The 25,278-nt window shown below is 43.0% G+C and carries 31 protein-coding genes; 26 read left to right on the top strand and 5 right to left on the bottom strand.

All coding sequences use genetic code 11. The features are described from left to right. Positions 1-33: 33 nt before the first annotated feature. Both fdhF and nadB read left to right on the top strand, forming a co-directional pair. A complete protein-coding gene (fdhF, locus tag ICN43_RS09000; protein WP_216198980.1) occupies positions 34-2,916 on the top strand; it encodes a formate dehydrogenase subunit alpha in 2,883 nt (960 codons plus the stop codon). 101 nt (positions 2,917-3,017) lie between these two features. Further along, positions 3,018-4,679, top strand: coding sequence for an L-aspartate oxidase (nadB, locus tag ICN43_RS08995; protein ID WP_216198977.1), 1,662 nt, complete (start codon positions 3,018-3,020; stop codon positions 4,677-4,679). Positions 4,680-4,733: 54 nt separating this feature from the next. Here nadB and ICN43_RS08990 read toward each other — a convergent pair whose 3' ends face one another. From ICN43_RS08990 to ICN43_RS08980, 3 genes are read right to left on the bottom strand one after another with little or no spacing between them, the layout of a single operon-like run. Further along, entirely contained in the window at positions 4,734-4,988 is a 255-nt protein-coding gene (locus tag ICN43_RS08990; RefSeq protein WP_216198974.1) for a hypothetical protein, read from the bottom strand. A gap of 1 nt (position 4,989) precedes the next feature. Then, positions 4,990-5,226 carry a DUF1902 domain-containing protein gene (locus ICN43_RS08985; RefSeq protein ID WP_216198970.1) on the bottom strand — a complete coding sequence of 79 codons (237 nt, stop codon included), beginning with the start codon at positions 5,224-5,226 and terminating at the stop codon, positions 4,990-4,992. 13 nt (positions 5,227-5,239) lie between these two features. Then, positions 5,240-5,686, bottom strand: a complete 447-nt coding sequence (locus tag ICN43_RS08980; protein ID WP_216198968.1) for a hypothetical protein — start codon at positions 5,684-5,686, stop codon at positions 5,240-5,242. Positions 5,687-5,875: 189 nt separating this feature from the next. On the opposite strand from ICN43_RS08980, the gene ICN43_RS08975 reads away from it, so the two are divergent. Further along, positions 5,876-6,214, top strand: coding sequence for a hypothetical protein (locus ICN43_RS08975; RefSeq protein ID WP_216198965.1), 339 nt, complete (start codon positions 5,876-5,878; stop codon positions 6,212-6,214). Between the two features lie 5 nt (positions 6,215-6,219). Here ICN43_RS08975 and ICN43_RS08970 read toward each other — a convergent pair whose 3' ends face one another. Continuing rightward, a complete protein-coding gene (locus ICN43_RS08970; RefSeq protein ID WP_216198963.1) occupies positions 6,220-7,032 on the bottom strand; it encodes a flagellin in 813 nt (270 codons plus the stop codon). Positions 7,033-7,192: 160 nt separating this feature from the next. Here ICN43_RS08970 and ICN43_RS08965 point away from each other — a divergent pair, with 160 nt between their 5' ends. The 10 genes from ICN43_RS08965 to ICN43_RS08920 all read left to right on the top strand — a co-directional run bounded on the left by ICN43_RS08965 (position 7,193) and on the right by ICN43_RS08920 (position 14,149). Next, complete coding sequence (locus tag ICN43_RS08965) at positions 7,193-7,492, top strand: hypothetical protein (protein WP_216198961.1); 300 nt, start codon at positions 7,193-7,195, stop codon at positions 7,490-7,492. Positions 7,493-7,597: 105 nt separating this feature from the next. Next, positions 7,598-9,202, top strand: coding sequence for an EAL and HDOD domain-containing protein (locus ICN43_RS08960; protein ID WP_216198958.1), 1,605 nt, complete (start codon positions 7,598-7,600; stop codon positions 9,200-9,202). A gap of 35 nt (positions 9,203-9,237) precedes the next feature. After that, positions 9,238-9,564, top strand: a complete 327-nt coding sequence (locus ICN43_RS08955) for a hypothetical protein (RefSeq protein WP_216198956.1) — start codon at positions 9,238-9,240, stop codon at positions 9,562-9,564. A 12-nt stretch (positions 9,565-9,576) separates the two neighbouring features. Continuing rightward, positions 9,577-9,834 carry a hypothetical protein gene (locus tag ICN43_RS08950; RefSeq protein ID WP_216198953.1) on the top strand — a complete coding sequence of 86 codons (258 nt, stop codon included), beginning with the start codon at positions 9,577-9,579 and terminating at the stop codon, positions 9,832-9,834. 133 nt (positions 9,835-9,967) lie between these two features. Further along, positions 9,968-10,372 carry a hypothetical protein gene (locus tag ICN43_RS08945; RefSeq protein ID WP_216198950.1) on the top strand — a complete coding sequence of 135 codons (405 nt, stop codon included), beginning with the start codon at positions 9,968-9,970 and terminating at the stop codon, positions 10,370-10,372. A 146-nt stretch (positions 10,373-10,518) separates the two neighbouring features. Then, entirely contained in the window at positions 10,519-11,835 is a 1,317-nt protein-coding gene (locus ICN43_RS08940; RefSeq protein ID WP_216198947.1) for an EAL and HDOD domain-containing protein, read from the top strand. 53 nt (positions 11,836-11,888) lie between these two features. Then, complete coding sequence (locus tag ICN43_RS08935) at positions 11,889-12,539, top strand: response regulator transcription factor (RefSeq protein ID WP_216198944.1); 651 nt, start codon at positions 11,889-11,891, stop codon at positions 12,537-12,539. Positions 12,540-12,660: 121 nt separating this feature from the next. Further along, positions 12,661-12,969: a flagellar protein FliT gene (locus ICN43_RS08930; RefSeq protein ID WP_216198941.1), complete on the top strand. Its 309-nt coding sequence runs from the start codon at positions 12,661-12,663 to the stop codon at positions 12,967-12,969. A gap of 12 nt (positions 12,970-12,981) precedes the next feature. After that, positions 12,982-13,875: a flagellar hook-length control protein FliK gene (locus ICN43_RS11270; RefSeq protein ID WP_216198939.1), complete on the top strand. Its 894-nt coding sequence runs from the start codon at positions 12,982-12,984 to the stop codon at positions 13,873-13,875. Beyond that, on the top strand, positions 13,868-14,149 hold the full coding sequence (locus ICN43_RS08920; protein ID WP_216198937.1) for an EscU/YscU/HrcU family type III secretion system export apparatus switch protein: 282 nt from the start codon (positions 13,868-13,870) through the stop codon (positions 14,147-14,149). Before ICN43_RS11270 ends, ICN43_RS08920 begins: the two co-directional genes overlap by 8 nt. Here the strand turns inward: ICN43_RS08920 and fliE are convergent. Beyond that, positions 14,146-14,526: a flagellar hook-basal body complex protein FliE gene (fliE, locus tag ICN43_RS08915; RefSeq protein WP_216198934.1), complete on the bottom strand. Its 381-nt coding sequence runs from the start codon at positions 14,524-14,526 to the stop codon at positions 14,146-14,148. The two genes, ICN43_RS08920 and fliE, sit on opposite strands and share 4 nt — an antisense overlap. A gap of 200 nt (positions 14,527-14,726) precedes the next feature. Between fliE and fliF the strand changes: the two genes are divergently transcribed. From fliF to fliP, 13 genes are all read left to right on the top strand, one after another. Further along, on the top strand, positions 14,727-16,373 hold the full coding sequence (fliF, locus tag ICN43_RS08910; RefSeq protein WP_370623178.1) for a flagellar basal-body MS-ring/collar protein FliF: 1,647 nt from the start codon (positions 14,727-14,729) through the stop codon (positions 16,371-16,373). Further along, positions 16,360-17,364, top strand: coding sequence for a flagellar motor switch protein FliG (fliG, locus tag ICN43_RS08905; protein ID WP_216198931.1), 1,005 nt, complete (start codon positions 16,360-16,362; stop codon positions 17,362-17,364). Before fliF ends, fliG begins: the two co-directional genes overlap by 14 nt. After that, positions 17,357-17,989: a FliH/SctL family protein gene (locus ICN43_RS08900; protein WP_216198929.1), complete on the top strand. Its 633-nt coding sequence runs from the start codon at positions 17,357-17,359 to the stop codon at positions 17,987-17,989. Before fliG ends, ICN43_RS08900 begins: the two co-directional genes overlap by 8 nt. Further along, a complete protein-coding gene (fliI, locus tag ICN43_RS08895; RefSeq protein WP_216198926.1) occupies positions 17,989-19,431 on the top strand; it encodes a flagellar protein export ATPase FliI in 1,443 nt (480 codons plus the stop codon). Before ICN43_RS08900 ends, fliI begins: the two co-directional genes overlap by 1 nt. Then, complete coding sequence (fliJ, locus tag ICN43_RS08890; RefSeq protein WP_216198924.1) at positions 19,428-19,883, top strand: flagellar export protein FliJ; 456 nt, start codon at positions 19,428-19,430, stop codon at positions 19,881-19,883. The genes fliI and fliJ overlap by 4 nt, the downstream gene beginning before the upstream one ends. A gap of 4 nt (positions 19,884-19,887) precedes the next feature. Then, positions 19,888-21,015, top strand: a complete 1,128-nt coding sequence (locus tag ICN43_RS08885; protein WP_216198921.1) for a flagellar hook-length control protein FliK — start codon at positions 19,888-19,890, stop codon at positions 21,013-21,015. A 9-nt stretch (positions 21,016-21,024) separates the two neighbouring features. Further along, on the top strand, positions 21,025-21,342 hold the full coding sequence (locus ICN43_RS08880) for a BLUF domain-containing protein (protein ID WP_216198917.1): 318 nt from the start codon (positions 21,025-21,027) through the stop codon (positions 21,340-21,342). Positions 21,343-21,490: 148 nt separating this feature from the next. Continuing rightward, positions 21,491-21,919 carry a hypothetical protein gene (locus ICN43_RS08875; protein WP_216198914.1) on the top strand — a complete coding sequence of 143 codons (429 nt, stop codon included), beginning with the start codon at positions 21,491-21,493 and terminating at the stop codon, positions 21,917-21,919. A gap of 132 nt (positions 21,920-22,051) precedes the next feature. Further along, positions 22,052-22,564 carry a flagellar basal body-associated protein FliL gene (gene fliL, locus ICN43_RS08870; protein ID WP_216198909.1) on the top strand — a complete coding sequence of 171 codons (513 nt, stop codon included), beginning with the start codon at positions 22,052-22,054 and terminating at the stop codon, positions 22,562-22,564. 16 nt (positions 22,565-22,580) lie between these two features. Further along, positions 22,581-23,585 carry a flagellar motor switch protein FliM gene (gene fliM, locus ICN43_RS08865; RefSeq protein ID WP_216198907.1) on the top strand — a complete coding sequence of 335 codons (1,005 nt, stop codon included), beginning with the start codon at positions 22,581-22,583 and terminating at the stop codon, positions 23,583-23,585. Then, positions 23,578-23,925: a flagellar motor switch protein FliN gene (gene fliN, locus ICN43_RS08860; RefSeq protein ID WP_216198903.1), complete on the top strand. Its 348-nt coding sequence runs from the start codon at positions 23,578-23,580 to the stop codon at positions 23,923-23,925. Before fliM ends, fliN begins: the two co-directional genes overlap by 8 nt. Before the next feature lie 16 nt (positions 23,926-23,941). Continuing rightward, complete coding sequence (fliO, locus tag ICN43_RS08855) at positions 23,942-24,505, top strand: flagellar biosynthetic protein FliO (RefSeq protein ID WP_216198900.1); 564 nt, start codon at positions 23,942-23,944, stop codon at positions 24,503-24,505. A gap of 2 nt (positions 24,506-24,507) precedes the next feature. Next, positions 24,508-25,266, top strand: coding sequence for a flagellar type III secretion system pore protein FliP (fliP, locus tag ICN43_RS08850; protein WP_216198897.1), 759 nt, complete (start codon positions 24,508-24,510; stop codon positions 25,264-25,266). Positions 25,267-25,278: the final 12 nt, after the last annotated feature.

The following is a 25,278-nucleotide window of genomic DNA, read 5'->3' as shown; positions in this document are numbered from 1 at the left end:
CAAGTCAAAAATTAAGGGAAAAACGAGACAAATATGAACGCACCAGTAAATCCTAAAGAACTCGAGCTACAAACAGTCGAGTTCAAACTAGACGGCCAAACCATCGTTTCTTACGAAGGCGAGACGATTCTCAAGGCAGCCAAGCGCCATGGTATTGATATTCCACACCTGTGCTTTAAAGATGGATATCGTCCCGATGGTAACTGCCGTGCTTGTGTTGTTGAGATCAACGGCGAGCGCACCTTGGCGCCGAGTTGCTGCCGCAGCGCAACTCCGGGTATGGAAGTCAAAGCGAATAGCGAACGCGCACTCAAGAGTCAAAAGCTAGTGCTAGAAATGCTGTTGTCTGATATGCCCGACGAAGGATTCAAGTGGGTAGGAGATAGCAAAGAGGAAGAGCAAAAAAATCAACATGGTGAACTGAGCACTTGGGCAGCGCGATTGGATGTCACTGTGCGACCAGAGCTCAAAGCACTACGTCGTGAAAAAGTGAGCAATGATGTTTCTCATCCAGCGATGGCTGTGAACTTAGATGCGTGTATCCAATGTAATCGCTGTGTACGTGCTTGTCGTGAAGAGCAGGTTAATGACGTGATTGGGTACGCAATGCGTGGCGCGCATAGTGAGATCGTATTTGATCTAAATGATCCGATGGGTGATAGCACTTGCGTTGCTTGTGGCGAGTGTGTTCAAGCTTGTCCAACTGGGGCATTGATGCCTAAGGGCTTAATTGGTTCACAAATGGTTGACCGCAAGGTGGATTCAATATGCCCCTTCTGTGGCGTAGGTTGCCAAATTACCTATAACGTTAAAGATGAAAAGATTGTTAGTGTCGATGGTCGTGATGGTCCAGCCAATCACAACCGTCTTTGCGTTAAGGGCCGCTTTGGTATGGACTACATCCATAATCCACAGCGCTTAACTAAACCACTCATTCGTAGGGCGGGCGTTGCAAAAGATGAGGCCTTGCTCGAAGGTAAGCAAGATTGGTCTAGTATCTTCCGTGAAGCTTCATGGGAAGAGGCTTTGGAAGCTGCTGGCGGTGGTCTGAAAAAGCTGAAAGATCAATACGGCAATAAAGTATTGGCTGGCTTTGGCTCTGCAAAAGGTAGTAACGAAGAAGCTTATTTATTTCAAAAACTGGTTCGTACTGGTTTTGGTAGCAATAACGTAGATCATTGCACGCGTCTTTGTCACGCATCATCAGTTGCTGCGCTTTTAGAAGGTGTTGGCTCAGGCGCTGTAAGTAATCAAGTAAATGATGTTGAGCACTCTAGTTTGATTTTCTTAATTGGATCTAACCCAACCGCAAATCATCCTGTGGCGGCAACTTGGTTTAAGAATGCCGCTAAACGCGGCGCCAAGATTGTTTTATGTGACCCACGCAAAACCGACATTAGTAAACACGCTTGGCGCACTATGCAGTTTAAGCCAGATACTGATGTAGCCATGCTCAATGCCATGATCTATACGATCATTGAGGAGGGGCTGGTAGATAAAGACTTTATTCAGAATCGCTCTAATAATTTTGAAGCGCTAAAAGAAAATATCAAGGGCTATAGCCCAGAAGCTATGGCACCAATCTGCGGCATTCCGGCAGAGACATTGCGTGAAGTTGCAAGAGAATTTGCCACCACTAAGTCTGCAATGATTTTATGGGGCATGGGCGTCAGTCAGCACATTCACGGTACTGATAATGCTCGCTGTCTAATCGCTTTGGTTAGCATTACTGGTCAAATTGGTAAACCAGGATCTGGTTTACATCCACTGCGGGGGCAAAATAATGTTCAGGGCGCTAGCGATGCGGGATTGATACCGATGATGTTCCCTAATTACCAGCGAGTTGATCATGATGCCGCGCATGCATGGTTTGAAAACTTCTGGGGTACTAAGTTAGATAAAAAACCTGGTTATACCGTAGTTGAAATCATGCACAAGATCACCGCACCTGATAGCGATCCCGATAAAATTCGTGGCATGTATGTTGAGGGTGAAAATCCAGCAATGAGCGATCCTGATTTGAATCATGCGCGTCATGCTTTAGCTTCTTTGGATCTCTTGGTAGTGCAGGATATCTTTATGACGGAAACTGCCTTGTTGGCTGACGTCGTATTGCCTGCAAGCGCATGGCCCGAAAAGGTTGGTACTGCAAGCAATACTGATCGCATGGTCCAAATGGGCAAGAAGGCTATCGATCCTCCTGGGGATGCTAAGGCTGATTTGTGGATCATTCAGCAGATTGCTAAGCGTATGGGTCTGAACTGGAACTATCAGGGTCCGGATGATGGTGTTGCAGAGGTTTATGATGAAATGCGTCAAGCAATGCATGCTGCAATTAAGGGTATTACTTGGGAGCGCCTCGAAAGAGAATCTAGCGTGACTTACCCATGCCTCTCCATGGAAGATCCTGGCCGTCCAATCGTATTTGATGATCACTTTCCTACAATTGACGGTAAGGTAAAGCTGGTGCCTGCCGATATCATTCCTGCCAATGAGCGTCCAGATGCAGAGTATCCATTTGTGCTGATTACAGGTCGTCAGCTAGAGCATTGGCATACCGGCAGTATGACTCGCCGCGCAACTGTTCTAGATGCGATTGAGCCGATGGCTACTGTCTCCATGCATGGCGAAGATATGACCCAATTAGGTGTTTCTGCTGGAGATGTCATTACGGTTCAATCTCGCCGTGGCGAAGTAAGCATTCATGTTCGCAGGGATGATGGCACTCCTCGAGGTGTGATCTTTATTCCGTTTGCTTACTATGAAGCTGCAGCCAACTTAATCACCAACTCGGCCTTAGATCCTTTTGGCAAGATTCCGGAGTTTAAGTACTGCGCAGTTAAGTTAGCAAAAGGCGGTCAGGCTGCGGCAGTGATGGGATACGGCACTAATGACTCAGTTGTAACCGCATCTTAAGTGCCTTGGCTAAATCAACAAAGCCCCTATTAACAGGGGCTTTGTTGTTGGGACAAGCTAAAAGTACCTTTTTTTCGATTGCCCTTTAGAATAAACCCTCTATGGCCAGTTCAAAACCTCAAACCCCTCCCGCTGATACAAAAGCAGAATTACCCGTCCTCATTATTGGGGCAGGCTTAGCAGGATTAACTGTAGCCCTGCATATGGCAGAGACACAGCCAGTGATTGTGATGGCTAAGCGCGGTCTTGGTGAGGCCGCGACTGCTTGGGCGCAGGGTGGCATTGTTGGTGTAGTTGATAAAGAGCACGATAGCATCGATGCCCATGTCAACGACACCTTAGATGCAGGCGCTGGCCTCGTAGTGGAATCTACCGCTCGATATATCGCTGAAGAGAGTGCCGATGCTATTCGTTGGCTAGTGGAGCAGGGAGTTCCATTTACTGCTGATGAAACTGGCCCGATGGGTTTACATCTCACGCGCGAGGGCGGTCATAGTCAACGTCGCATTGCGCACGTAGCCGATGCAACGGGTAAAGCTATTCATGAAGTATTGCTGGATAAAGCACGTACGCATAAAAATATTCAATTGCTAGAGCATTGGATTGCTTTAGACCTCATTACCAACCGTCACTTAGATGCAAAGACTCAACGAAGCAAGCCAAATCGTTGCTATGGTGTGTATGCCCTCGACATCAAAAATAATCGCGTAGAAAAGATTGAAGCAAAGTCAGTGGTATTGGCTACTGGTGGTGTTGGAAAGGTCTATAAATACACCAGCAATCCAGATACTGCTACAGGTGATGGTATTGCTATGGCCTGGCGCGCCGGTTGTCGCGTCGGCAATATGGAATTTATTCAGTTTCATCCGACGTGCTTGTATCACCCTAGCGATAGAACATTTTTGATTACTGAGGCGATGCGTGGTGAGGGTGGTTTACTCAAGCTGCCAGATGGCACTCGCTTTATGTCAGATCATGATGAGCGCGATGAGTTAGCACCGCGCGATATTGTTGCCAGAGCAATTGACTTTGAAATGAAAAAACATGGTTTAGATTATGTGCATCTTGATGCAACCCACTTGGGCGAACCATTTATTAAAGAGCATTTTCCAATGATCTATGCACGTTGTATGAGCTTAGGTCTAGATATCACTAAAGAACCTATTCCCGTAGTACCGGCAGCTCACTACACCTGTGGTGGTGTAGTAACCGACCTAAAGGGAAAAACGGATTTACCAGGGCTGTATGCAGTGGGTGAGGCTACCTATACAGGTCTTCATGGTGCAAATCGTTTGGCAAGTAATTCATTATTGGAATGCATTGTTATTGGTAAAGCAGCTGCTCTAGATATCTCATCACTCAAAACTCCAGTTATGCCTAATTTACCTTTGTGGGATGAGAGCCAAGTTGAAGATGCAGATGAGCAGGTAGTGATTGCTCATAACTGGGATGAGCTACGTTCACTAATGTGGAATTACGTCGGCATTGTGAGAACCAATCGACGCTTAGAACGCGCGCTGCATCGCATCAAACTATTACGTTACGAAGTTCAGGAGTATTACGCCAACTTTAAAGTTACACGTGACCTAATTGAACTTCGTAACTTGCTGGAATGCGCAGAGCTGATTGTGAGATCGGCACTTATGCGCAGAGAAAGCAGGGGATTGCATTACAGCCGTGATTACCCAGGTACTTGGGCAGTTTCTTATCCGACTATTTTGACTCCGCAGGCTGAAGGTAGCTTAGAAAAGCAAGAAAACTAGTTAATAATATTTTTTGAAAATAAAAAAGCGCTTAAATCTTGGCGCCACTAAATTTTAATCTTCAGTATTTTCCCCCTCGCCTTCCTCCGTAAGACGAGGTAGACCTGACAAAGCTAACAAAATATTTGCAGACTTGATTGAGCGAATTTTGCTATCCACTGGAAAGTGTAAGTTGCTTACTGGCGAGAACCAAATATCATGATTACCACGATGGCCTGGTTGTATGTATTCACAACCAGCCGCCTTTATTAGATCAATAATTTTTGGCGTAAGTGATGCGCCCATAGATTGAGAGTAGACGGTGACCATGCTAATTCTCCAGAGAATGGGTTTTTACAAATTTACGAGCAACAATTTCAATGGTGATCTGCTCTTCCGTAGCCTGCTTGTTTAAAAGTAGTAACTCTGGAACGAGGGACTGCAGTTTTGTTGAGAGCGATTCAATGCTATCAGCCTCTGCAACGAAGCCTGGGATGTCATTGGATGAGGCAATCCAAATATTTTCGGTGTTGCACCATTCAGCTAGGACTAAATAGACTTCTTTCATAGGTTTCCTGATATTACATTGACTTGATTTTGACTGTTGTATCTAAGTTTTTCTTGTTTTCAATATTGCGCTGATTTTGAGCAACTTTGGCATTGTATTTTTCCAGCTCTGCAGCCCTTGCAGTAGCAAATGCGCCATAGCTAATCTTTCTCAAATACAGTTTTTCGACTAACTTTTCAAAGTTTTGAAATGTTTCGGCTTGAGCTGACTGTAGGAACTCGGAGTCATGCTCTTTTCTGTATTCTTTTCCTAAATTAATACATTCCGTTACTGATGAGTTCCATTGAGAAATTGCAGCCTTTTCATTTTTCTTAGGCTTTGATTTATTAGTAAGCATTTCAATAGTTTGATTGCTTGCCCCGCCTAGAGCAACCTTAGTACTAATTATTTGAAAATCAGGATTCTCTGCTAAGTTAGAAATACACGCCATAGTGGGGTCTACCTCTTTTGCAAAGCCCAAGATTGAGTGAGATAAAAGAGTAATGACGAGAAGTGCTATTGAAGTTTTCATAATCTGGAATATTTCAAAATTTATTGGTATTTATAACGTTCATTATATTAGGGAGGCTTGGATGGGTCGCTTTAGATATTTTGGCTCATAAGCCATATGCTATGATAAAAATCTACCCTCACTCTAGAATTTTCTCCTATGATTCGAACCGCTGATAAGGATGTTGCGCGAGCCCTTTGTCGATCCTTTAATCGTAACTTTTCAGAAGGCGTGGATGTCAAGTCGAGCTTATTGATGATGATGAATTCCAATAAAAGCCAGTATCAAGAGCTGGGGTTAATTGATGCGGAAAAAGTGCTTGCTTTGTTTAATGCGCAAATCAAGGTTGTTATGCCAAGCGAGTTGAGAAACATGACTATTAATATCATTCGCCATGTAGTCACAACCTATATTAATCCGAATATTAGCGCTGTGGATGGATTTCAGCTAGGCATTTTGATTGATAGTGAAATTATTCCCTTAAATAAATGGTCATAGTTTGTTTATTTGAAAATCGCCAGCATTCTTTCAGAGTGCAGATTCATTTGTGAGACTAGGTAATAGTTAATACTTTGCTGTTGATTGAGCTCTTGCAACTTCATTTGTAGGGCGGTAGGGTCAATATTCTCAAGAGCTGCAATGTAGCCTTCTAAGCCCGAACTAATGCTGGAAGCAGCAGTTGAATTAATTGACATGGCCATATAGTTAGCACTCAATGAAGCTTGTCCTGCGCTAATATTGGTAAGCTGGGTTGACAAAATATATATCGCAGATGTTGCAGCTCCTGAGGATGTAATGCTGAGGGCGGTACAAATCGCTCCAATTGAATCCAGATTGATCCCGGCAATTGTCATTGAGCTTGATGATCGAGTCGCAGTGCTAATGCCAACGTAGAAAACAGCGCCAGTAGTTCCTACCAATAGGTTTGTACCGTTTACGGTGGCATTTGAAGCTGTTGAAATAATTTGCTTTGCTAGCACTAGAAATGTCGCATTCATATTCGACAAGTCAGTATCTGAAAATGTGCCACTTGAGGCACTGCTAGCCAGGGTTTGCAGTTGATAAACTAGACTAGTAGCACTATCTAATCCGGTTCTCGCAACGTCAATAATATTTTGGGTTTGATTAATGCTCTGCTGTCTTACCGCCCAAAGGCTAATTTCAAGGGCAATTGAATTGGAAACGCTTCTATCTGCAGCATTGATATTGGCATTTTTCCCGGTGGCTAAACTTCGCTGTACGTCATAAATACTTTGGTCGGTTTTTCTCACCGCAGCAGATAGAATTGGCTCTAAGGCCCTAGATAAATTGAGCATATATAGTTTTTAATGGATATTTTTCGTAAAAGAATGCCTCATCCCCTTGTTTACGGCTATTTTTAGTAAAGCTTTAGCCAATTGATAGAAATATTTTTCGCTGGATAGCTAATACATTCGCCCTTGATTGGGGCGCATAAAGATGTAAAATCTCGCTAAGATGACCGAAACCCTAATCCCCATCATTTTTATTATTGTCACGATAGCTTTCGTTGCAATAGCAGCCTTCGCCATTAAGCTTAATGATTCGTTTGACGCGTTAAACAGCAGTCAAAAATCAATGCATACAATTTTGCGCGAAACCCAGACTGAAAGCAGAAGCAATACCGATGCCCTTATGGTGACCCGCGACAAACTAGCGGATGCAATTAAAAAGCTTGAGGAAATTGAAGCTCTGATTGCGAGCTTAAATTTGGCCAAGGAGCAAATTAAACAGCACGTCAAAAAAACTCCCCCTTAATTTGCGCAGAGATGCCTTGAAGGCATTAGGTGCAATACCGATTGTATTTTTAATGTAAAGAGACTAGATTTTTAACTCTATCAATTTGAATGAATTTAGGTAAATATGGGATTCTTTTCTAAATTTAAACGTAAGCCAGAAGAGCCAGAAGAGCTTGTATTGCCCGATCCAATTGAGCCAGAAAATGCTTATTTTGGTCGCGAGCCAATTGTTGATAAAAATAGCGTCTTGATGGGTTTTGAATTGTTTTTCAGGATGGGCACTGAGGCGGATGCAGAGCGCGCAAATGCAATCGCCCTGAGGCGCGCGGAAATGATTTTCGCAGGCGCAACCCCCGAAGAAATTGCAGAAAAAGATTTGGATCCGAACTCTTATTTGCCATTCGATGATGCTGCTGCCACCGCTGATTCTGATCAGAGTGAATCTGAAGTGATTGCCGAAGGGGGCCAAGAGCAGCAGGGCGATACTCCTACTGAAGATGAGACTACGACAGATGATTTGCTAGAGCAGCCTCCTGAGCCATTTGTAAAGCTTAGTGAGATCATGCGTGCCCTGCGTGAAAAAGGGGTGGCAAATTCTCTTGGTCGTCAAATTGGTTTTATCAAGGTCAATAAAGAAATTTTGCTGGATAAGAAGCTGAGGTCAGTGCCAGCTCTTAAATTTGCTCTAGAGGTTCCCCATCAGCTTTTGGCTGATCCAGATGTTTTGAAGGAGTGCGAAAGCCTCAATAGGGTCAAATATCAACTGGTACTTACCCATTTTGACCATCTGTTTGAGGGTTACAAAGAGATTTTGCCGCTTTTCAGATTTGTGAAGCTGGATCCGGCCCATGGTAATCCAGAGCAATTAAAGGAAATTATTGATAAATGCCATGAGTTAGAAATTCGGACCGTGGCTACCGATGTCAACACGGTAGATGCGTTCCACCTGGCTAAAGAGCTTGGTTTTGATTTATTTGAGGGTTACTTTTTCACTCAGGCGGCCCCAGAAACATCCTTGAATAGAGATGAAAAGCATCTCAAGTTGTTGAAGTTGCTAACGCTGCTGCTCTCCAACCCTGAATTGTCCCAATTGGATTCTGAGCTTTCTGAAAATCCAACTGTGGCCAAGCACCTCATTAAGATTGCTGAAATTGAGGGAAAAAGAAAGCATCGCAAAGTTGAAAACGTGCGTGATGCGGTTGTCCTCTCTGGAATCAAGCGTATCACTCGGTGGACTCAGTTATTGCTATATGCAAACAATACTGCTGGTGTTCATTTAGATTCCCTACCTTTGTTGCAGCACGTTTGCGTAAGGGCTTTCTTTATGGAGAATGCTGCAGGTCGTCTGGGTGCCGGTGGCGGCCTCGCTTCTACTGATTTAGCCTTTCTTACTGGTGGATTGTCATTGGTTGAGGTGTTGTTCAATAAGCCTAGCCGAGAAGTGTTGCAAGACTTCAATTTGCCACACGTTGTAGTGGATGCCATCTCTGATGGAAGTGGTTTTTTAGGTCAATTGCTTGAGTTAGCTCGTGCTGCTGAGCTGGGTGATGAAGAGGCCATGCGCATACTTGCCGTTGATGATCTTGAGCCTTTGACAATGCAAGCTATTGCAGACGATTCCTTGCATGCTATTCGAAGCTTTGTTCAGCAGACCCAAGAGGAGCCCGACGAAGACGAGTGGCCTGATGCTGACGTTGAAGAGGCCGCAGACGAGCAGTCGAGTACATAATGAAGGCTGCTGTATTAATATAAAAAGGCTAGACCATGAGCTTTCGTAAAACATTAATGATCTTTTCGGTTGTCTTGGGCTCTTTAAGTTCAGGCATTGCCTTTTCTCACCCAATTGGGGGTGGTCCAGTTGGAGGGCCGCCAATGGGTGGTGGTCAGGTAGGTAGAAACCCTAATTATCCTGCTAATGTTTACCCTATTATTTCGCCTTATGCCTACCCTACTAATACTCCTGGAGCATATGATCCTATTAATTCACCTCCTGTGCAGGGTGGGAGCTCTGTTACTAATGGAAATCAAACAATTAATGCAAATGGCACTACTTGCACTGTGCAAGCTGATGGCAAAAAGATCTGCAATTGAGTATTTAAATCAATGATTTCAAGGGAAGAGGTATCTGAAAATGATGCTCAGGCTCTCATTTCCCATCTGGAACAGCTAGTCCATGATCAGGGTCAGCCCCTCCTGGTGATCCGATTTGCCATTGAGCTCTTGTTATCCAAGTCTGAAATGCCCTCTAAAGAGGATTTTGCTGCAAAAATCGCCCTCATTAACCAGGCTATCGATGAGTCCAGTGCCATTTCCAATGCTTTAAATGAAGATTTACAAAAATTAAAGAAATTTCTTGAATAATTATTAAAGTTTCCCAAATGGATGTCGTAAAGAAACTCATAGGAAGTGTATTAAAAGTTAGTTTTTTGGCTTTTTTGCATTTTTAATATATTTAACGTAATTTAGGAGATATTCTTTAGTTAGAGGAGGTCATATGAATATGCAGATAAATTCAATTTCATCTTATGGTGGTTCACCTGACCCATCTACTCAAGATATCAGAAGCAGGTATCTAGGGGCTTTAAGCGCAGCTTTGCGCAGCGGAGACATTGATGCAGCGCAGCAAGCACTGTTGGGCTTTGTTGGCAGTGGCGGTATCATTTCTCCAAGCACCCTGTTTGAGAGACTTGAGCGCTCCCTGAGCACTGGTGATAAAACGCAAATGGATCAACTTTCCAGAGATATTGCTAATTCTCAAGAAGCGCAGCATCAAAACAAGGTAGCTGGGCCTAATAATCCCCACAGCTCTGCCAATCCTGGAAATCCTACGGTTGATCATACTGATCATGCTTTATTGGTTGGCGCCAGTTTGGGCTCCCTAATCAACACTTCCGCCTAAATCCTACCTCGGTAGTCTAAAAATAGAATAGAGTGCTATTTATGCCTCTATTCTGCGGATTGAATCCGTTTTCCTCACATTACATTCTTTATGTCCCATGGTGATATCCAGGGGGTTATCGATTCTTTTTCGCAAAATGGGGATACATGATTGAGTCCGATCCGGTTCTAGTAGATGCAAATTCTGCAGATATTTTCCTGGGCAGAAATCCTATCCTCGATATTCGTGGAAAAATCGTCGCCTACGAAATGCTGTTTCGGTCTAAGGAAAGCTTAAACAATCACACTGATGATGATGATTTGGCTACAAGTAGCAACATCATTATTAATGCGATGAGCCATTTTGGACTTGAGAGTGTTCTTGGTGATGTAGATGGATTTATTCCTGTCTCCGAGAAGATGCTTGTCAGCAATACGATTGATCTATTACCTCCACGCAGAATTGTTTTGGAGTTGATTGATTTCTCCCGCTTTAGTGATGATGCCATTGAGCGCCTTCAGTCCCTGAAAAGAAAAGGATTTCGTTTTGCTGTGGAGTGGTTTAATTTTTCCACGGCAAATGAAAAAATTACCCCTTTACTCGACTTTATTAAAGTCAATCTTGCGTTGACCATGGCTGATGGTGGATCGTTAATCTTAAATCAGCTGTCGCAACCTAATTTCCAAGAACTGGTTGCTGAGATTCGTAAGAAATCTCCTGCGCTGGCAATTTTTGCATCACACGTTCAATCAGAGGCTGATTTTGATTTATGTAAAGACCTTGGCATTAAGCTTTTTCAGGGAGAGTATTTTTCTCAGCCAACCCTCCTAAAGGGTAAAAAGCCAAAAGCAGAGCAATTAAGTCTCATTCAGGTGATTGGTTTGTTGTTTAAAGATTCCGATATCGCTTCAATTGAACCTTATTTTAAAAATAGCCCAGATCTCACTCTAGGATTGTTACGCCTAGTCAACTCCGTTGGCATTGGCGGGCACATGCAAATATCGAGCGTGCGACAAGCTTTAGTGGTGCTAGGCCAAAAGCAATTACTGCAGTGGATGATGCTATTGGTCTACACACAAGCAGGATCAAAACTGAATACTGACTTACAGCAAAGAGTGGTTAACCGCGCTAAGTTCCTCGAACTCTTGTCGCAACAAAATAATGTTGCACAACCTGGCATTAGTGATCAGGCATTTATGGTTGGTATGCTATCTCTCATCAATCAAGTAACTGACTTATCTCTTGAGGAAGTATTGGCCCAAATTCCATTAGCAGAGCAGCTACAAAATGGACTGCTACATCGAGAAGGTTTATTTGGTCAATTGCTCAATCTTGCAGATGCCATTGAAGCGGTTAATTTTGACGAAATGGAATCTATTAGAAAGATTCTAGGTCTGACTGCAGAGCAAATCACTAATATCCAAATTCAGGCTATTCAGTGGAGCAATGAGCTAAATAGCCAAATCAATAGAGCAAAATCCTAGTTTTTTGGTATATTTAGTTAGCCGTTAATTTAACTGAATAGGATTTTCCCCGCATGACTCTAATGAGGCATATCCGCCTAGCTTTGGCAGATGATCATGTTGTTTTGAGAGAAGGGCTTGCGCAAATTCTCGCTACCTATCCCGGCATTGAAATTGCTGCACAGTTAGGTTCAGCTAGTGAAGTCCTCAAATACGTTTCAAATAATCTGATTGATTGTTTAGTACTGGATCTAGATCTTGAAGATAAGAGTGGAATAGATGTTATTAAGGCCATTCGCCGCGATAACAAAAAGTTGCCCATTCTGGTGCTGTCAATGCATCCAGAAAACCTCTATGCAGTACGAGTCCTAAAAGCTGGCGCCTCTGGGTATATTACAAAGTCCTCTTCAACCGCTGACTTGGTTGGCGCAATTCGACAGGTTGCATCTAATACCAAATACGTTAGTGCTAATGTTGCCAATATCTTAGCAACCCAGGCTTATGAGAAGAGCTTTGAAGGGGATCCACACCAATCCCTATCGGATCGTGAATATCAATACCTAGTCATGGTTGCTTCTGGATTAACCTTGACTCAAATTGCCGAGCGGATGAAGCTTTCTACCAAGACTATTAGCATGTACCGTTCGCGCGCATTAAAGAAAATGGGTATGACAAGCACGGCAGAATTGGCACATTACGCCATCAGAAATAACATTGTCTCCTAGTAGTTTTTAAATTTAATTGGTAGAGGGTCTTTTATGCCCTTTTACAGGCTTTGGTTTTGATTTAGATCGGTATGATCTGTTCATTGAAATTTATTCCTAAATCTTTTTAAGTCCTATCAAATTGATCTCACCTCCAAGCGACATGCTTTCTCTTTACGAGGCTGTAACTGAAATTAGCCAGCAAATGCTTGAGGCAGCGCGTCGGGAAGATTGGAAATGCTATGGCCAGTTAGAGCTGCTATGTAAGGGCTATATCCATCAAATACCCATGCATAATGGTAAAGCCCAGCTAAGCGCAGATGCGCTGCAAAGAAAGATAGCTTGCCTGAAAACGATCCTATCGAATGATAAGGAAATCATGGATTTAATGCAGCCATGGATGCTACGTTTATCCGACATTATGGGTGGCAGCGAAGGATTGAGAAAATAGTAGGCTCATTCAGTGGCAATTAAACCCATTACTGGTGCTGAATTTAATGCACTCAAAGACCACACTGCTCAAGCTACTCGGCTAGTGGTGGGCATGCAGTATATCGGTAGGGTGGTAGGCGTTGATTCTGACAATATCACCTCTGTTGAAATTGGTGATCAAGTCTTTAGGATGCAATTACCAGAGCCCCACAAGCTTGGTGAGAATATCAATTTACGCTATCTAGGTGGCGATCCAAAGCCCACTTTTATGGTGCTTCAGCCCAACCCCTCAGCTGTTCTGCCTAGTCATGTTTTATTGAGTGCCGCAGGAAAAGTAGTTTTAGAGGCCTTATCTGCAACTGCACAATTTGCCAACCTCAATCAAATTGAGGGTTCAGGTATGGCACCATTACTGACATCCATTGGAAATCCGCAGATATCAGCACTAGAGCTTCAAAATGCCTTGCGTTTTAGCGGTCTATTCTACGAATCACATATCGCGAATTTCATACAAGGTAAAAGAACAATAGAGCAGCTACGTAAAGAGATACAAAATCAAAAAGACCTTAATCATTCTGCCATTATCAGTAAGCAATTAGATGTTTTAGAAAAGCAGCAAATTCAGTGGGCTGGCATGATTTGGTCAAAACAGTATATGCAGTGGACTATCAGCAGGGATGATGGTGGATCAAGCCCAGACTCATCAGAAGAAAAATCATACAAAAGTACCCTCGAGCTTGACCTTCCTACCTTAGGTAAAATTATTTTTCATATTGCGATGAGCCGAGATCGCATCAATATAGAGATTGAAGTTGCAAGTCGACAGTCTAGGCAGGTAATTGAGGGGGCGGTAGCAAAATTACGAAATCATTTTGATTCCTACACTAATAAACTGGATCATATTAGCGTACTGAAAAATGGATAAAAATAATCCCAAATTAGTACAGCAAGCTGTGGCCTTAGCTTATGAGCACGGAGACTTTGCTCCAAAGGTAGTCGCATCTGGCCGAGGCATTGTTGCAGAGCAGATTATTCATACTGCAGTGGAAAATGATATCTTTATTCATGAATCAAAAGAGCTGGTCAGTCTTTTGATGCAGGTTGATCTGGATGACTATGTTCCCGAGGAGATGTATCGGGCAATTGCAGAAATTTTAGCTTGGATATATGAGCTAGAACACGGACAAAAAATATCTTAAATCTGCATATTCATGATGTCATGATAGGCAGACACTAGCTTATTTCGCACTTGTACTGTTGCCTGAAAAGAGATGCTGGCTTTTTGGGACGCAACCATCACATCAGATAGATTGACGCTATCATCCCCCATGGCAAAACTTTTACCGAGCTCAACGGCTTTTGACTGGCTATTGTTAACTTGATCCAAGGACGCTTTAAGCGCCTCTGAGAAGTCAACTTTAGTCTGACTATTGACGGATTGGGGTGCGGTTGGTTTCACAATCCCATTGAAACCACCCACCATTGTGGAGGTGTTGGTAGGTTGATTTTGAGCCGCTGCTTTCAATTGAGAAAGCATGGCTTGAATCTTGCCCGAATCTATTGCGCCAATTGCCATTATCTGTCTACCATTTCTATAACCTGGATGGAGCTTAATGTAGCAGTATTGGCCCCATTCAGTTAGGTCAATAAGGAGGAAAAAAACCCTCTATTCCCTCAATTGAATGAAAATAAAGATGCAGATAATATGTCCAAAGATAGGGCTACTGTTTATTGGGTAGCCACAGAAATTTAATTATTGGCCAAAAGGAATACGCAGTGGAAAAAATAATGGAGCGAATGAGCCTGAATGGTGAAAATAGCGCAAAGATGCTATTGGCCCTAGGTATTGCCGCAATCGTTGCCGTTATATGCGTCGTTTTAATGTGGAGTATGGGCGGTAAATATAAGGTCCTGTTCTCAAACTTTAACGATAAGGATGGGGGCGCAATCGTAGCTGCATTGGAGCAAATGAATGTTCCTTACAAGCTTGCGGATGGTGGCGCATCAATCCTAGTGCCCGAAGATCAGGTCTACCAAGCGCGGTTGAGGCTTGCATCAATGGGCCTTCCTAGAGCTGGCAATGTTGGATTTGAATTGCTGGAAAACCAAAAGTTTGGCGTGTCTCAGTTTGTTGAGCAGGTTAACTATCAACGTGCCCTAGAAGGGGAGCTTGAGAGAAGCATTCAGGCAATCTCAGGGGTTGATAATGCACGCGTTCACCTCGCAATCCCAAAGTCAACGGTTTTCATTCGTGAAGACCAAAAGCCTACTGCTTCTGTATTAGTGAAGTTAGCCCCAGGCCGCTCTTTGGAGCAGCGCCAAGTAAGTGCAATTGTTCACTTAGTGTCTAGTAGCGTCCCTAATTTATCTACTTCAGGTGTGGATATCGTTGATAGCGGTGGTAATTTATTGTCCGATCAAGGTAAAAAGGGTGAAAAAACACTTGATGCCAGTCAGATGAAGTATGTCGATGAAATTCAGCGTAATGTAGCTAAGCGTGTTCAGTCGATCATTACCCCAATTGTGGGCGCAAAAAATGTGAAAGCAGAGGCAAATGCTGAAATTGACTTCTCCACCATTGAAGAGGCCAATGAAATATTTAAGCCAAACCAAGACGTGAAGACGGCCGCTATTAGAAGTATGCAAACCTACGAGGCTAACCAGCCTGTGAATGGCGCCAATTCAGGTGGTGGCACTGCGGGCGGAGTGCCTGGTGCTGCAAGCAATCAGCCGGCAGCAAATGCGAATGCTCCTATTGCTAATGCAAGAGCTGGAGCGGGGCCTGCGGGCGATACCCCTGCACCTCCAGTGATGGGTAGCGACAAGAAAACCCTGACCAATTACGAGATTAATAAGACCGTTACCTATGAGCAAAAATCAATGGGTGGCATCAAACGATTATCCGTTGCGGTGGTTGTAAATAATAAGCAGGAAGTAGACAAGGATGGCAATATCACTAGCCGTCCTTTAAATGATGATGAAAAAGCTCAAATTTCTGAGTTAGCCAAAAAGGCTATGGGTTTCAATGAGGAGCGTGGTGATAGCTTGAGTGTGGTGAACACGCCATTTACAGACAACAGAGTCAGCGATATTCCTGATCTACCCGTTTGGAAGAATGCGAGCTATATAGATATGGCCAAAGAGTCAGGTAAGATCATCCTCAGCATCATCATTGCCTTCCTGCTGTATAGAAAAGCGCTCAAGCCAATGATGTCTAAATGGGCTTCCGGTGAGACCATATTCCCTGGGCGCGCCAAAGCTGCTCTCGCTTTTGAGGAAGATATGGATGATACAGGTATGCCAGTAATTAAGAAGTCGCCATATCAGCGCGATATTGATAATGTACAGTCATTGGCTAGAGATAATCCTAAGGTGGTTGCCGATGTTGTATCTAACTGGGTGAGTGGAAATGCCTCCTCCTAATACTGACGGTCTTAGTAAAGCAGCAGTGCTCATGCTCGCCCTTGGCGAGGAGGGTGCTTCTGAGGTAATGAAATATATCAGCCCAAGAGATGTTCAGCGCTTGGGCGGTATTATGGCCACCCTGAGAAGGGTAGAGCAAGCCGAGGTGGCTGCAACCTTACGTGAATTTTTTAGTGTGGCGGGTGAAGGTGCGGCACTGAACTTTGATACCGATGAATTTACTAGAAACGTATTAAGTAAGGCGCTTGGTAACGAAACCGCTAGTGGCTTATTTCAACGAATCCTAGATAGTCGCGATTCTGAGGGTATTGAAAGTTTGAAGTGGATGGATGGAACTGCGGTTGCAGATTTAATCCGCTACGAACATCCGCAAATTATTGCAACCATCTTAGTGCATCTGGAGCCTGATCAAGCCTCACAGATATTAACTTTATTTTCTGAGGACTTGCGCAAGGATGTCATGCTGCGCATTGCCACCCTTGAGGAAATCAAACCTACGGCACTCAAAGAGCTCAATGCAGTGCTAGGCAAATTATTGGCCACCAATCAAGCCGGAAGCAAAAAGCAGATTGGCGGAATACGAGCTGCTGCTGAGATCATGAACTTCATTACCGGCCCTCAAGAAGTCATTTTGATGGATAGCTTTAAAGAATATGACATCGATATGGCTCAAAAAATTATGGATGAGATGTTTGTATTTGATGACATCTTGGGCATTGACGATAAAGGTATTCAAACCATTCTGCGCGATGTTCAATCCGAGGTGTTAATTACTGCACTAAAGGGTACTGGTGCCGAGCTTAGAGAGAAAATCTTTAAAAACATGTCGACACGTGCTGCAGACATGATGAGAGATGATTTGGAAAATAAAGGCCCTGTCAAGCTATCTGACGTTGAAGGCGCTCAAAAAGAAATCCTGCAGATTGTTCGTACATTATTTGAAGAAGGCCAAATCATGTTGAGCAATAAGGGTGATGAGTCTTATGTCTAATAGGGACAATAGCTTAATATTTGTTGATTTGGTACCCCCTGGGTTTGCGAATCCACTGCCTAAAGAGGATCCGGATGCGGTTCCCCAGCTTACCGCCGATGAAATTCAAGCGGTCATTGATAAAGCCTATGCCGAAGGTCATGACTCTGGTTTTAAGGATGGTTATTCCAAGGGAAAATCTTTGGCACATTCTGAAAATGCAGATGAAAAGCTCGCCCTAGAGACTTTAGCCCAAAAATTTAGTGCCGCTATTATTGCCAAAAATGTAGAAATTTGTGATGACGTATTAAATCTATCCTTAGTTATTGCTAAGTCGATGATTCGATCAGAAATCAAAGTTAATCCGGATGTCATAAAGGCAATCATTGCGCAGGCGACAATAAAGTTCATTAATGCTACTGAATTAAAGCTTTCCGTTCATCCCGAGGATGCTGTCATAGTGCGACAGTATTTACAGGATGAGTTAAGTTCAATGCAATGGCATTTACTAGAAAATTCAGAAATTGATCGTGGTGGCTGCCTCATAGAGACAGCGCATAATGCGATCGATGCAAGTAATGAAGTGCGCTGGAAGGCGATTACTGAATCATTGGGTAAGAATCTCGATTGGCATGAGGAGATGTAATGCGGCCTCATGTGAACAAGGATATTCAACAAGATTTCACTGGCTTACTGTCTTGTTTTTTAAATAACTGTGAGCAAACCCTCTCCAATACAGAGACTACGCAGTTTGCTGGTCGCGTAGTGAAGGTGACGGGCCTAGTTATTGAGGTATCTGGCATAGAGTTATCGGTTGGCAGCACTTGTGTTATTCCTTTATCGGATAACAAATCTATCGAAGCCGAAGTAGTCGGTTTTGATAAGAATAAACTTTTCTTAATGCCTCAAGGTAGTACGGAGGGTATAGCACCTGGTACTAAAGTGTATTTGAAGAGTGTCCCGTCAAAGTATGGACGCTTATTTTCAGATACTCAGAATGATAAAAATATTCATGAGGGAACTAATTCTTATCGTGCGCAATTACCAGTTGGCACCCAATTATTAGGCAGAGTGTTGGATGCAACAGGACGACCGATTGATGAGCTCGGACCATTAAATGCTGAGCATTTTTCTTCATTACAGTCAGAACCAATCAATCCGCTAAAACGATCTCCGATTGACCATATTTTAGATGTTGGGGTGAGGGCAATTAATGGTTTGCTGACGGTAGGCCGTGGTCAACGTATGGGCCTATTTGCTGGATCGGGGGTTGGTAAAAGTATTTTATTGGGCATGATGGCTAGGTATACCGATGCTGACATTATTGTTGTAGGTTTAATTGGTGAACGTGGCCGCGAAGTAAAAGAATTTATTGAAAACATTTTGGGTGAAGATGGCTTAAAGCGTTCCGTTGTCATTGCCTCCCCAGCTGATGAATCTCCTTTAATGCGAGTTCAAGCTGCAAATTATTGTTCAAGTGTTGCAGAGTTCTTCCGTGATGAAGGCAAGCATGTTTTGTTGATCATGGATTCACTCACTCGATTTGCAATGGCGCAACGTGAAATTGCTCTAGCTGTTGGTGAGCCCCCAGCCACTAAGGGTTATCCGCCATCCGTATTTGCAAAGCTACCGAAATTGGTAGAGCGGGCCGGCAATAGTGATGTTGGTGGAGGAACGATTACGGCTTTTTATACTGTGCTCACAGAAGGAGACGATCAACAAGATCCGATCGCAGATTCTGCGCGAGCAATTTTAGATGGCCATATTGTTCTGGATCGAGCATTAGCAGAAGCTGGTCATTACCCAGCCATTAACGTAGAGCAGTCCATCAGTCGTGTGATGCATAGCATCGTTAAAGATGATCATCGAGTGCACGCGCAAAAATTAAAGCAGCTAAATGCAAAATATAGCCGCAACTTAGATTTAATCAACGTTGGTGCTTATGTTAATGGCGCCGACTCGATATTGGATGAGGCTATCCAAAAACACAATTCAATAGAAAATTTCTTGATGCAAGATTTGAATGTGAGGGCTAGCATCCAGGAAAGCCTTGATGGAATGAAAAATATTTTGGAGAGTGCATCATGAGCTACTCATCCCAGGCCATGCTCTTACTTTTAAAATTAGCCAAGCGCGAAGTCGATGTTGCAGCTGAGCAACTAGCAAAAGCACATCGTGCTGTCAATGAGTCTAAGGCGCAAAAAGAGCAACTTCTATTCTATAGACATGAGTATGTGGTGAAAAATGCGGTACGTCTTTCTCAGGGTATGACAGTTACAGATTTGCAAAATTTCCAAACTTTTTTAGATAGCATTGACTCTGCCATCACAACGCAAGAGAGCGTCATTGAGCAGTATCACGAGGTTGTCAAACAGCATATGAAGTTTTGGCAAGCTTGCGAGGCCAAGAAGCGAAAGTACGAAATACTCATTGAAAAGAATGTGCAAGAAAAACGTGCATTAGAGAAAAAATCAGAGCAAAAATTAATGGATGAATTTGCGATTACCCATCGCCAGTTCCAGGCAGTAGTGTTTCACTGAAGATATGGCCATTGAACTGCAAACCAACGATTCCCAGCTAGGAAAGGCTAATGGGACCTTATCTGTTACTGGAAATAGTGGCAGTAGTGTTCCTCGCTCTGCGGGCAGTTTTGGAGAAGTTCTCACTACTCAAGCCGCACTATTTAAAATGGATGATGGCAGGCAGGGCTTAAATACAGCTAAGCTCCTTTCCCCCGATGTAGCTCATGCTAATCAATTATTGAATCAATCTAAGACCTACAGCGATTCAAACGCCAAATCGATTCAGACTTTTGAGACTAATATTCATCAGGCTGAGTACATCCTGGCGATGAAAAACGTTGCAGAATATAAGCAAGCTAGCTCTAGTACCTCATCCCTATCTGTCGTGAGCAAGCTTGCTCAGAATATTTCTGGGGTTGGTGTATCAGGTTTAATGCACTCTGCTACTGGTTCTACAGGTTCAGTACACCAACGCACTACAAATCCCCTAAATCAAAAGCTAGATCAAGCTATTTTTCAGGTTCTTCGCAATACTGCCAATGATGCAGACGAGGCTGAGCCATTGGCAAAAGGTGAGGACTTCAGTCCTGCCGGATTCTTTAATCATTCTTCGAATCAGGGTAATTCTCAACAACATGCTCAAGATTCTGATGCACCCTCACCAGAGGAGCTTCAGGCTATGGGAGTAATAACTGCAGCTTCTGGGCAACATGTTATTCAAGATATGACTTCATCAACTTCTACTGCAATTCAATTACAAATGCAGTCATCGATGTCGAGTCCTCAATGGATTGCGGAGTTGGCGCAAAAGACCGTGGTAATGTTTGGGTCTGATAAGCATACCGCTGTCATTACCTTGAATTCAGCTGATAAAGGCTCTCTCAAGATTATTATTCACGTCAATGGTGATCATGTGAATGCTAGTTTTTATTCAAATGATTCCCATATTTTGCAAGCGCTTCAAATGGGTATTGATGATCTAAAAGCATCGATGCTGGAAGGTGGTCTTGTATTAAACCAGTTGAATGTGGGCCCTGATTCTAGTTATCACCAAAGTGAGCTTGCTGTAAAGGGCGAACCTTCAGCCTTTGACAGTAAGCTAGATGGGTTGGATTTGCATTCAGCCAAAATGGTTAATTTTTACGTCTAAGAACTAATCATGTACCAGCTCATCTACATTAGTTCATCTACTAAAAATCTTGCGAGAGAAGAATTTTTAGAGCTTGTTGCTCAGTCACAGCTTAAAAATGATGCGATGGGTATCACTGGTGTATTGATGTTTAAGGACGGTAATTTCATGCAGGTATTAGAGGGCGAACAAGAATTGATTGCCAAGCTTTATTCGGCTATTAAGGTGGATCCTAGGCACACTTTAGTTAGTATCATCCAGGAGGGTCCTATTAGTTTGAGGGAATACCAGGGGTGGTCTAGTACGTATTTCAATTCTGATGAGGGGCAGTATGAAGTTATTTGCTAACCCTATTCTCCTCAGGTTTGAGGCCGAATGCTCAAAATTTAGGCATTCCTTTGAATTAAGGGGTTTTATGCCCTTTATTTCTTCGATTGATCTCGGTCAGCGCTGCGACAATTGGCGTAAGATTGCAACTTGATAGAAAAAATTTACCTTGAATAGCTCAATAAACCCCTTTCTGATTGGTTCTGGTACTGTAGAAGCCCAGTCCAGCGGGAATATTGCGCCCAATAAAGGCATTCCCCAAAAGTCCAGTTTTTTCGCTGATTTCTCCAATCTACTGAGTAAAACATTGGGGGCGGGTGCTGGTATTGCGACTTCCGTGGCCTTGCCTGGAGTCTCTGGTTTAGGTTTGGGTGCTATCTCCGATAAATTGGTCCAATCCTTGGTTAAAAGTCTTGGACCGGATTCTTCGGGTTCTACGGGTAGCTCCATTCAGATCGTGAAGCAAAACGAGTTTCGCGCTCCGGAACTGCCTGCTGGTCAAAGTTTAAACTTCCTCCAGGCTGCATCAAACCCCTATATTTCTAATCAAAATACCTTCAAACCGGTTAATCCTAGCTCGGTTAGCCTGAGAATTTAATCCCCCGCGTTTGGTAATACTGTTTTTAGAGTCTCTAAATCAGTAGCAAGGGGCTAAATACCCCTCTTTTCTCGCTATCTACGTCATAGTTTCGACTTCATAATGGTTCTTATATTCAACATGGAGTTGTAAATGGCTATTGCACCTAACAAAAAAGACGCTAAGGATGACGCAGAAGTCACGCGCGCACCAAGAAAAAAATCCAATAAAAAGCTATTCGTCATGATTGCGGTTGGTGTTCTTGCATTGCTCGTCGCAGGTGCAGGTGCTTATTACTTTTTTGTTTATAAATCTGGTGCTGATACGGTAGAGACTAAGCCTGTTGTGCAGATCTTCGTACCTCTAGAGGTGTTCACCGTAAATTTAAGACCTGAGAGTGGTGACAATCAACAATATCTTCAGGCAATCATGACCTTGCAAGTGCCAAGTGAAAAAGATGCTCAGGCTTTAAAGGATCGCATGCCTGAAGTGAGAAATCGAATTTTATTTATCCTTTCGGCAAAATCTGCCTCTGAGGTTGCTTCGGTAGACGGAAAAGTTAATCTGACTTCTGAAATTATCGAATCACTCAAAAAACCATTCATGGGTTCTGAGTCGGAGCAGAGCTTGAGCGGCGCCTACTTTACTTCATTCATCGTTCAATAAAATCGACCTATAAAAAATGTCTGATGAAAATCTCTCCGATAAGGAAATTGATGCCCTCCTCAAAGATGTAGAGGAGGGTGCTGCAGCACCTGAAGTTGCGGAAAATAATCCTGGTGAAGCTAAAGCATTTAGTCTTGGCAGTCAGGAGCGTATTGTCCGCGGTCGTATGCCTACGTTCGAGAACATCCACGAACGTTTTATTCGCTTATTCAGAATTAGTATGTCGACCTTTTTAGGTCGTCTGGTAGAGATTAAAGCCACTGCAGTTGAAACCTGCAAGTACAGTGAGTTTGTTGCAAAGCATAAAGATCCAACCAATATCAATTTGATTAAGATCAAGCCTTTGCGTGCCACTAGCTTGATGCTATGTGATCCAGAGTTTGTCTTATTCGTAGTTGATAATTTATTTGGTGGCGGTGGCCGTTTTAAGACCTCCTCTAATGGTAGAGAATTTACGCCTACAGAGCTGCGTATTGTTGAGCGTATTTTAGAAGTCTTCTTTGAGCCCTATGCTGAAGCTTGGGCCCCTGTACATCCTGTCGAATATGAGTACATTCGCTCTGAGATGAATATGCAGTTTGCCAATATAGCCATGATGAGTGAAGTAGTAGTGACAACCACCTTCACGATTGAGCTTGAGGAAAAAAGTTTTGAAATGGATCTCTGCATTCCATATTCTGCTTTAGAGCCAATTAGAGATTTATTAACCTCACAAATGCAGGGCAGGGTTCAGGACGTCGATATCAAATGGATCGAGTCTATGGCTGAAACCGTGAATTCTGTTGAGCTTGAATTAGTCGCCAACTTAGGCGCTCAAAAACTATTTTTAGAAAATGTTGTGGCTTTAAAGATCGGTGATTTTATTCCCCTGGAATATGAACCATTGGTAACAGCAACTGTTGATAACGTGCCGCTTTTGCTGTGTAGATATGGCACTTTCAATAAAAAGTATGCATTAAGGATCGAAAAGTTTTTGCAATCAAACTTAAATGAGTATGTGAGGGAAGTAGAAGATGAGTAATGAAAATAATCAAGATAAAGATCTCGCTCAGGATGAGGTGCTTAATGAGATTGAGGGTAGCTCTGAAAATGAACCAATCAGAGATATTGATTTCATTCACGACATTCCAGTCCAGTTTACTGTTGAATTAGGTAGAACTAAGATCACCATCAAAAACTTATTACAGCTTGCGCAAGGATCTGTTGTTGAATTAGAGGGATCTGCAGGCGATTTGATGGATATTTTAGTCAATGGTTACATCATTGCTAAAGGCGAGGTCGTTGTTGTGAATGAAAAGTTTGGTGTGCGATTAACAGAAATCATCACACCGCTAGAGCGTATTCGAAAGCTTAATAAATAATTTATCAGACGCCCACATGCAACTCATTAAACCTCTCTTTCTGATTTTGGGACTAACTCCAAGTCTGGCACTTGCTCAGATGGCGCAAGGGGCTGGTTTTGATGACAGCTCTAGCCCATTTCGAGTGGTTTTTGGTTTGCTGATTGTGCTTGGTGTGATCGGTGCTTTTGCATGGTTGATGAAGCGCTTTAACAACTCAAAAATTGGCGGTCATTCTGTAGCAAAAATTGTTGGTGGGGTAAATCTTGGATCGCGTGAGCGCCTTGTTGTTGTTGAACTCGCTGGTCACTGGATTGTGACTGGAGTGACCCCAGGAAATATTAATTCCTTAGGTAACTTCAAGATCTCAGATTTTGAGCATACAAGTTCAAATACCATTTCGATAGCCTCTGATCAGACCGTTGCCCTGGAGTCAAATGAAGAATCAGAGGCACATATTGAGTCACCGATCGTTTCTAAGAACGATCGCTTTCGATTTGAATCTCGCCCGGTAATCGAGGAATCTCAGTCTTTTGAGCGTGTAGTAGCGATGGCTAATCCAGCCCTTACTGAAATATTTAAAAGGTTGCTCAAGAAATGAATATGCAATCCTTTTCAAAGGTCAAATCCCATTTAGCGCTATTTTCAGCGCTCACTTTAATTAGCGTCACATGCTTTGCAGCTGATAATTCTGCCTTGAACGTATTTACTAGCTCTGCAACTGCTAATGGTGGCCAGAACTACAGTTTGAGTCTGCAGACTCTAATTTTATTAACGGCATTATCATTTTTGCCAACCATTGTGTTGATGATGACTAGTTTTACGAGGATCATCATTGTTCTTTCATTGCTTCGTCAGGCAATTGGCGCGCAATCAGCGCCGCCTAATCAAATATTGCTGGGTCTTGCTCTTTTCTTGACATTTTTCATCATGAGTCCTGTCTTGGATAGGGTATATGGTGAAGCTTATAAGCCACTGAGTGAAAATAAAATTACCATGCAGCAAGCTCTAGATAAGGGTTCTGTACCAATTCGCGAGTTTATGTTGAAGCAAACCCGTGAAGCAGATTTAGCAATGTTTCTCAATCTAGCTGGCAAAAAGGTTGCCAACCCTAATGAAATCCCAATGAGTGTTTTGATTCCTAGCTTTATGACTAGCGAGCTTAAAACCGGATTTCAAATAGGTTTTAGTATTTTTATCCCATTTTTAGTCATAGACATGGTGGTAGCTAGCGTCCTGATGGCGATGGGCATGATGATGTTGCCTCCATCCATAGTCTCTTTACCATTTAAATTAATGCTTTTTGTATTGGTGGATGGCTGGCAATTGCTCATCGGATCATTAGCAAATAGCTTTCGCTAACTACCAGTAAGG

This window comes from Polynucleobacter sp. UK-Mo-2m-Kol15 (assembly GCF_018881505.1).
Taxonomy (GTDB): domain Bacteria; phylum Pseudomonadota; class Gammaproteobacteria; order Burkholderiales; family Burkholderiaceae; genus Polynucleobacter.
The sequence above is the reverse complement of the archived record's forward strand: the minus strand, read 5'-3'. Positions and strand labels throughout refer to the sequence as shown.

What these genes read in the sequence shown, in the direction of transcription:
- fdhF (WP_216198980.1), top strand. Translation starts at nt 34, where the DNA reads ATGAACGCACCAGTAAATCCTAAAGAACTCGAGCTACAAACAGTCGAG.
- nadB (WP_216198977.1), top strand. Translation starts at nt 3,018, where the DNA reads ATGGCCAGTTCAAAACCTCAAACCCCTCCCGCTGATACAAAAGCAGAA.
- ICN43_RS08990 (WP_216198974.1), bottom strand. Translation starts at nt 4,988, where the DNA reads ATGGTCACCGTCTACTCTCAATCTATGGGCGCATCACTTACGCCAAAA.
- ICN43_RS08985 (WP_216198970.1), bottom strand. Translation starts at nt 5,226, where the DNA reads ATGAAAGAAGTCTATTTAGTCCTAGCTGAATGGTGCAACACCGAAAAT.
- ICN43_RS08975 (WP_216198965.1), top strand. Translation starts at nt 5,876, where the DNA reads ATGATTCGAACCGCTGATAAGGATGTTGCGCGAGCCCTTTGTCGATCC.
- ICN43_RS08970 (WP_216198963.1), bottom strand. Translation starts at nt 7,032, where the DNA reads ATGCTCAATTTATCTAGGGCCTTAGAGCCAATTCTATCTGCTGCGGTG.
- ICN43_RS08965 (WP_216198961.1), top strand. Translation starts at nt 7,193, where the DNA reads ATGACCGAAACCCTAATCCCCATCATTTTTATTATTGTCACGATAGCT.
- ICN43_RS08960 (WP_216198958.1), top strand. Translation starts at nt 7,598, where the DNA reads ATGGGATTCTTTTCTAAATTTAAACGTAAGCCAGAAGAGCCAGAAGAG.
- ICN43_RS08955 (WP_216198956.1), top strand. Translation starts at nt 9,238, where the DNA reads ATGAGCTTTCGTAAAACATTAATGATCTTTTCGGTTGTCTTGGGCTCT.
- ICN43_RS08950 (WP_216198953.1), top strand. Translation starts at nt 9,577, where the DNA reads ATGATTTCAAGGGAAGAGGTATCTGAAAATGATGCTCAGGCTCTCATT.
- ICN43_RS08945 (WP_216198950.1), top strand. Translation starts at nt 9,968, where the DNA reads ATGAATATGCAGATAAATTCAATTTCATCTTATGGTGGTTCACCTGAC.
- ICN43_RS08940 (WP_216198947.1), top strand. Translation starts at nt 10,519, where the DNA reads ATGATTGAGTCCGATCCGGTTCTAGTAGATGCAAATTCTGCAGATATT.
- ICN43_RS08935 (WP_216198944.1), top strand. Translation starts at nt 11,889, where the DNA reads ATGACTCTAATGAGGCATATCCGCCTAGCTTTGGCAGATGATCATGTT.
- ICN43_RS08920 (WP_216198937.1), top strand. Translation starts at nt 13,868, where the DNA reads ATGGATAAAAATAATCCCAAATTAGTACAGCAAGCTGTGGCCTTAGCT.
- fliE (WP_216198934.1), bottom strand. Translation starts at nt 14,526, where the DNA reads ATGGCAATTGGCGCAATAGATTCGGGCAAGATTCAAGCCATGCTTTCT.
- fliG (WP_216198931.1), top strand. Translation starts at nt 16,360, where the DNA reads ATGCCTCCTCCTAATACTGACGGTCTTAGTAAAGCAGCAGTGCTCATG.
- ICN43_RS08900 (WP_216198929.1), top strand. Translation starts at nt 17,357, where the DNA reads ATGTCTAATAGGGACAATAGCTTAATATTTGTTGATTTGGTACCCCCT.
- fliI (WP_216198926.1), top strand. Translation starts at nt 17,989, where the DNA reads ATGCGGCCTCATGTGAACAAGGATATTCAACAAGATTTCACTGGCTTA.
- fliJ (WP_216198924.1), top strand. Translation starts at nt 19,428, where the DNA reads ATGAGCTACTCATCCCAGGCCATGCTCTTACTTTTAAAATTAGCCAAG.
- ICN43_RS08885 (WP_216198921.1), top strand. Translation starts at nt 19,888, where the DNA reads ATGGCCATTGAACTGCAAACCAACGATTCCCAGCTAGGAAAGGCTAAT.
- ICN43_RS08880 (WP_216198917.1), top strand. Translation starts at nt 21,025, where the DNA reads ATGTACCAGCTCATCTACATTAGTTCATCTACTAAAAATCTTGCGAGA.
- fliL (WP_216198909.1), top strand. Translation starts at nt 22,052, where the DNA reads ATGGCTATTGCACCTAACAAAAAAGACGCTAAGGATGACGCAGAAGTC.
- fliM (WP_216198907.1), top strand. Translation starts at nt 22,581, where the DNA reads ATGTCTGATGAAAATCTCTCCGATAAGGAAATTGATGCCCTCCTCAAA.
- fliN (WP_216198903.1), top strand. Translation starts at nt 23,578, where the DNA reads ATGAGTAATGAAAATAATCAAGATAAAGATCTCGCTCAGGATGAGGTG.
- fliO (WP_216198900.1), top strand. Translation starts at nt 23,942, where the DNA reads ATGCAACTCATTAAACCTCTCTTTCTGATTTTGGGACTAACTCCAAGT.
- fliP (WP_216198897.1), top strand. Translation starts at nt 24,508, where the DNA reads ATGCAATCCTTTTCAAAGGTCAAATCCCATTTAGCGCTATTTTCAGCG.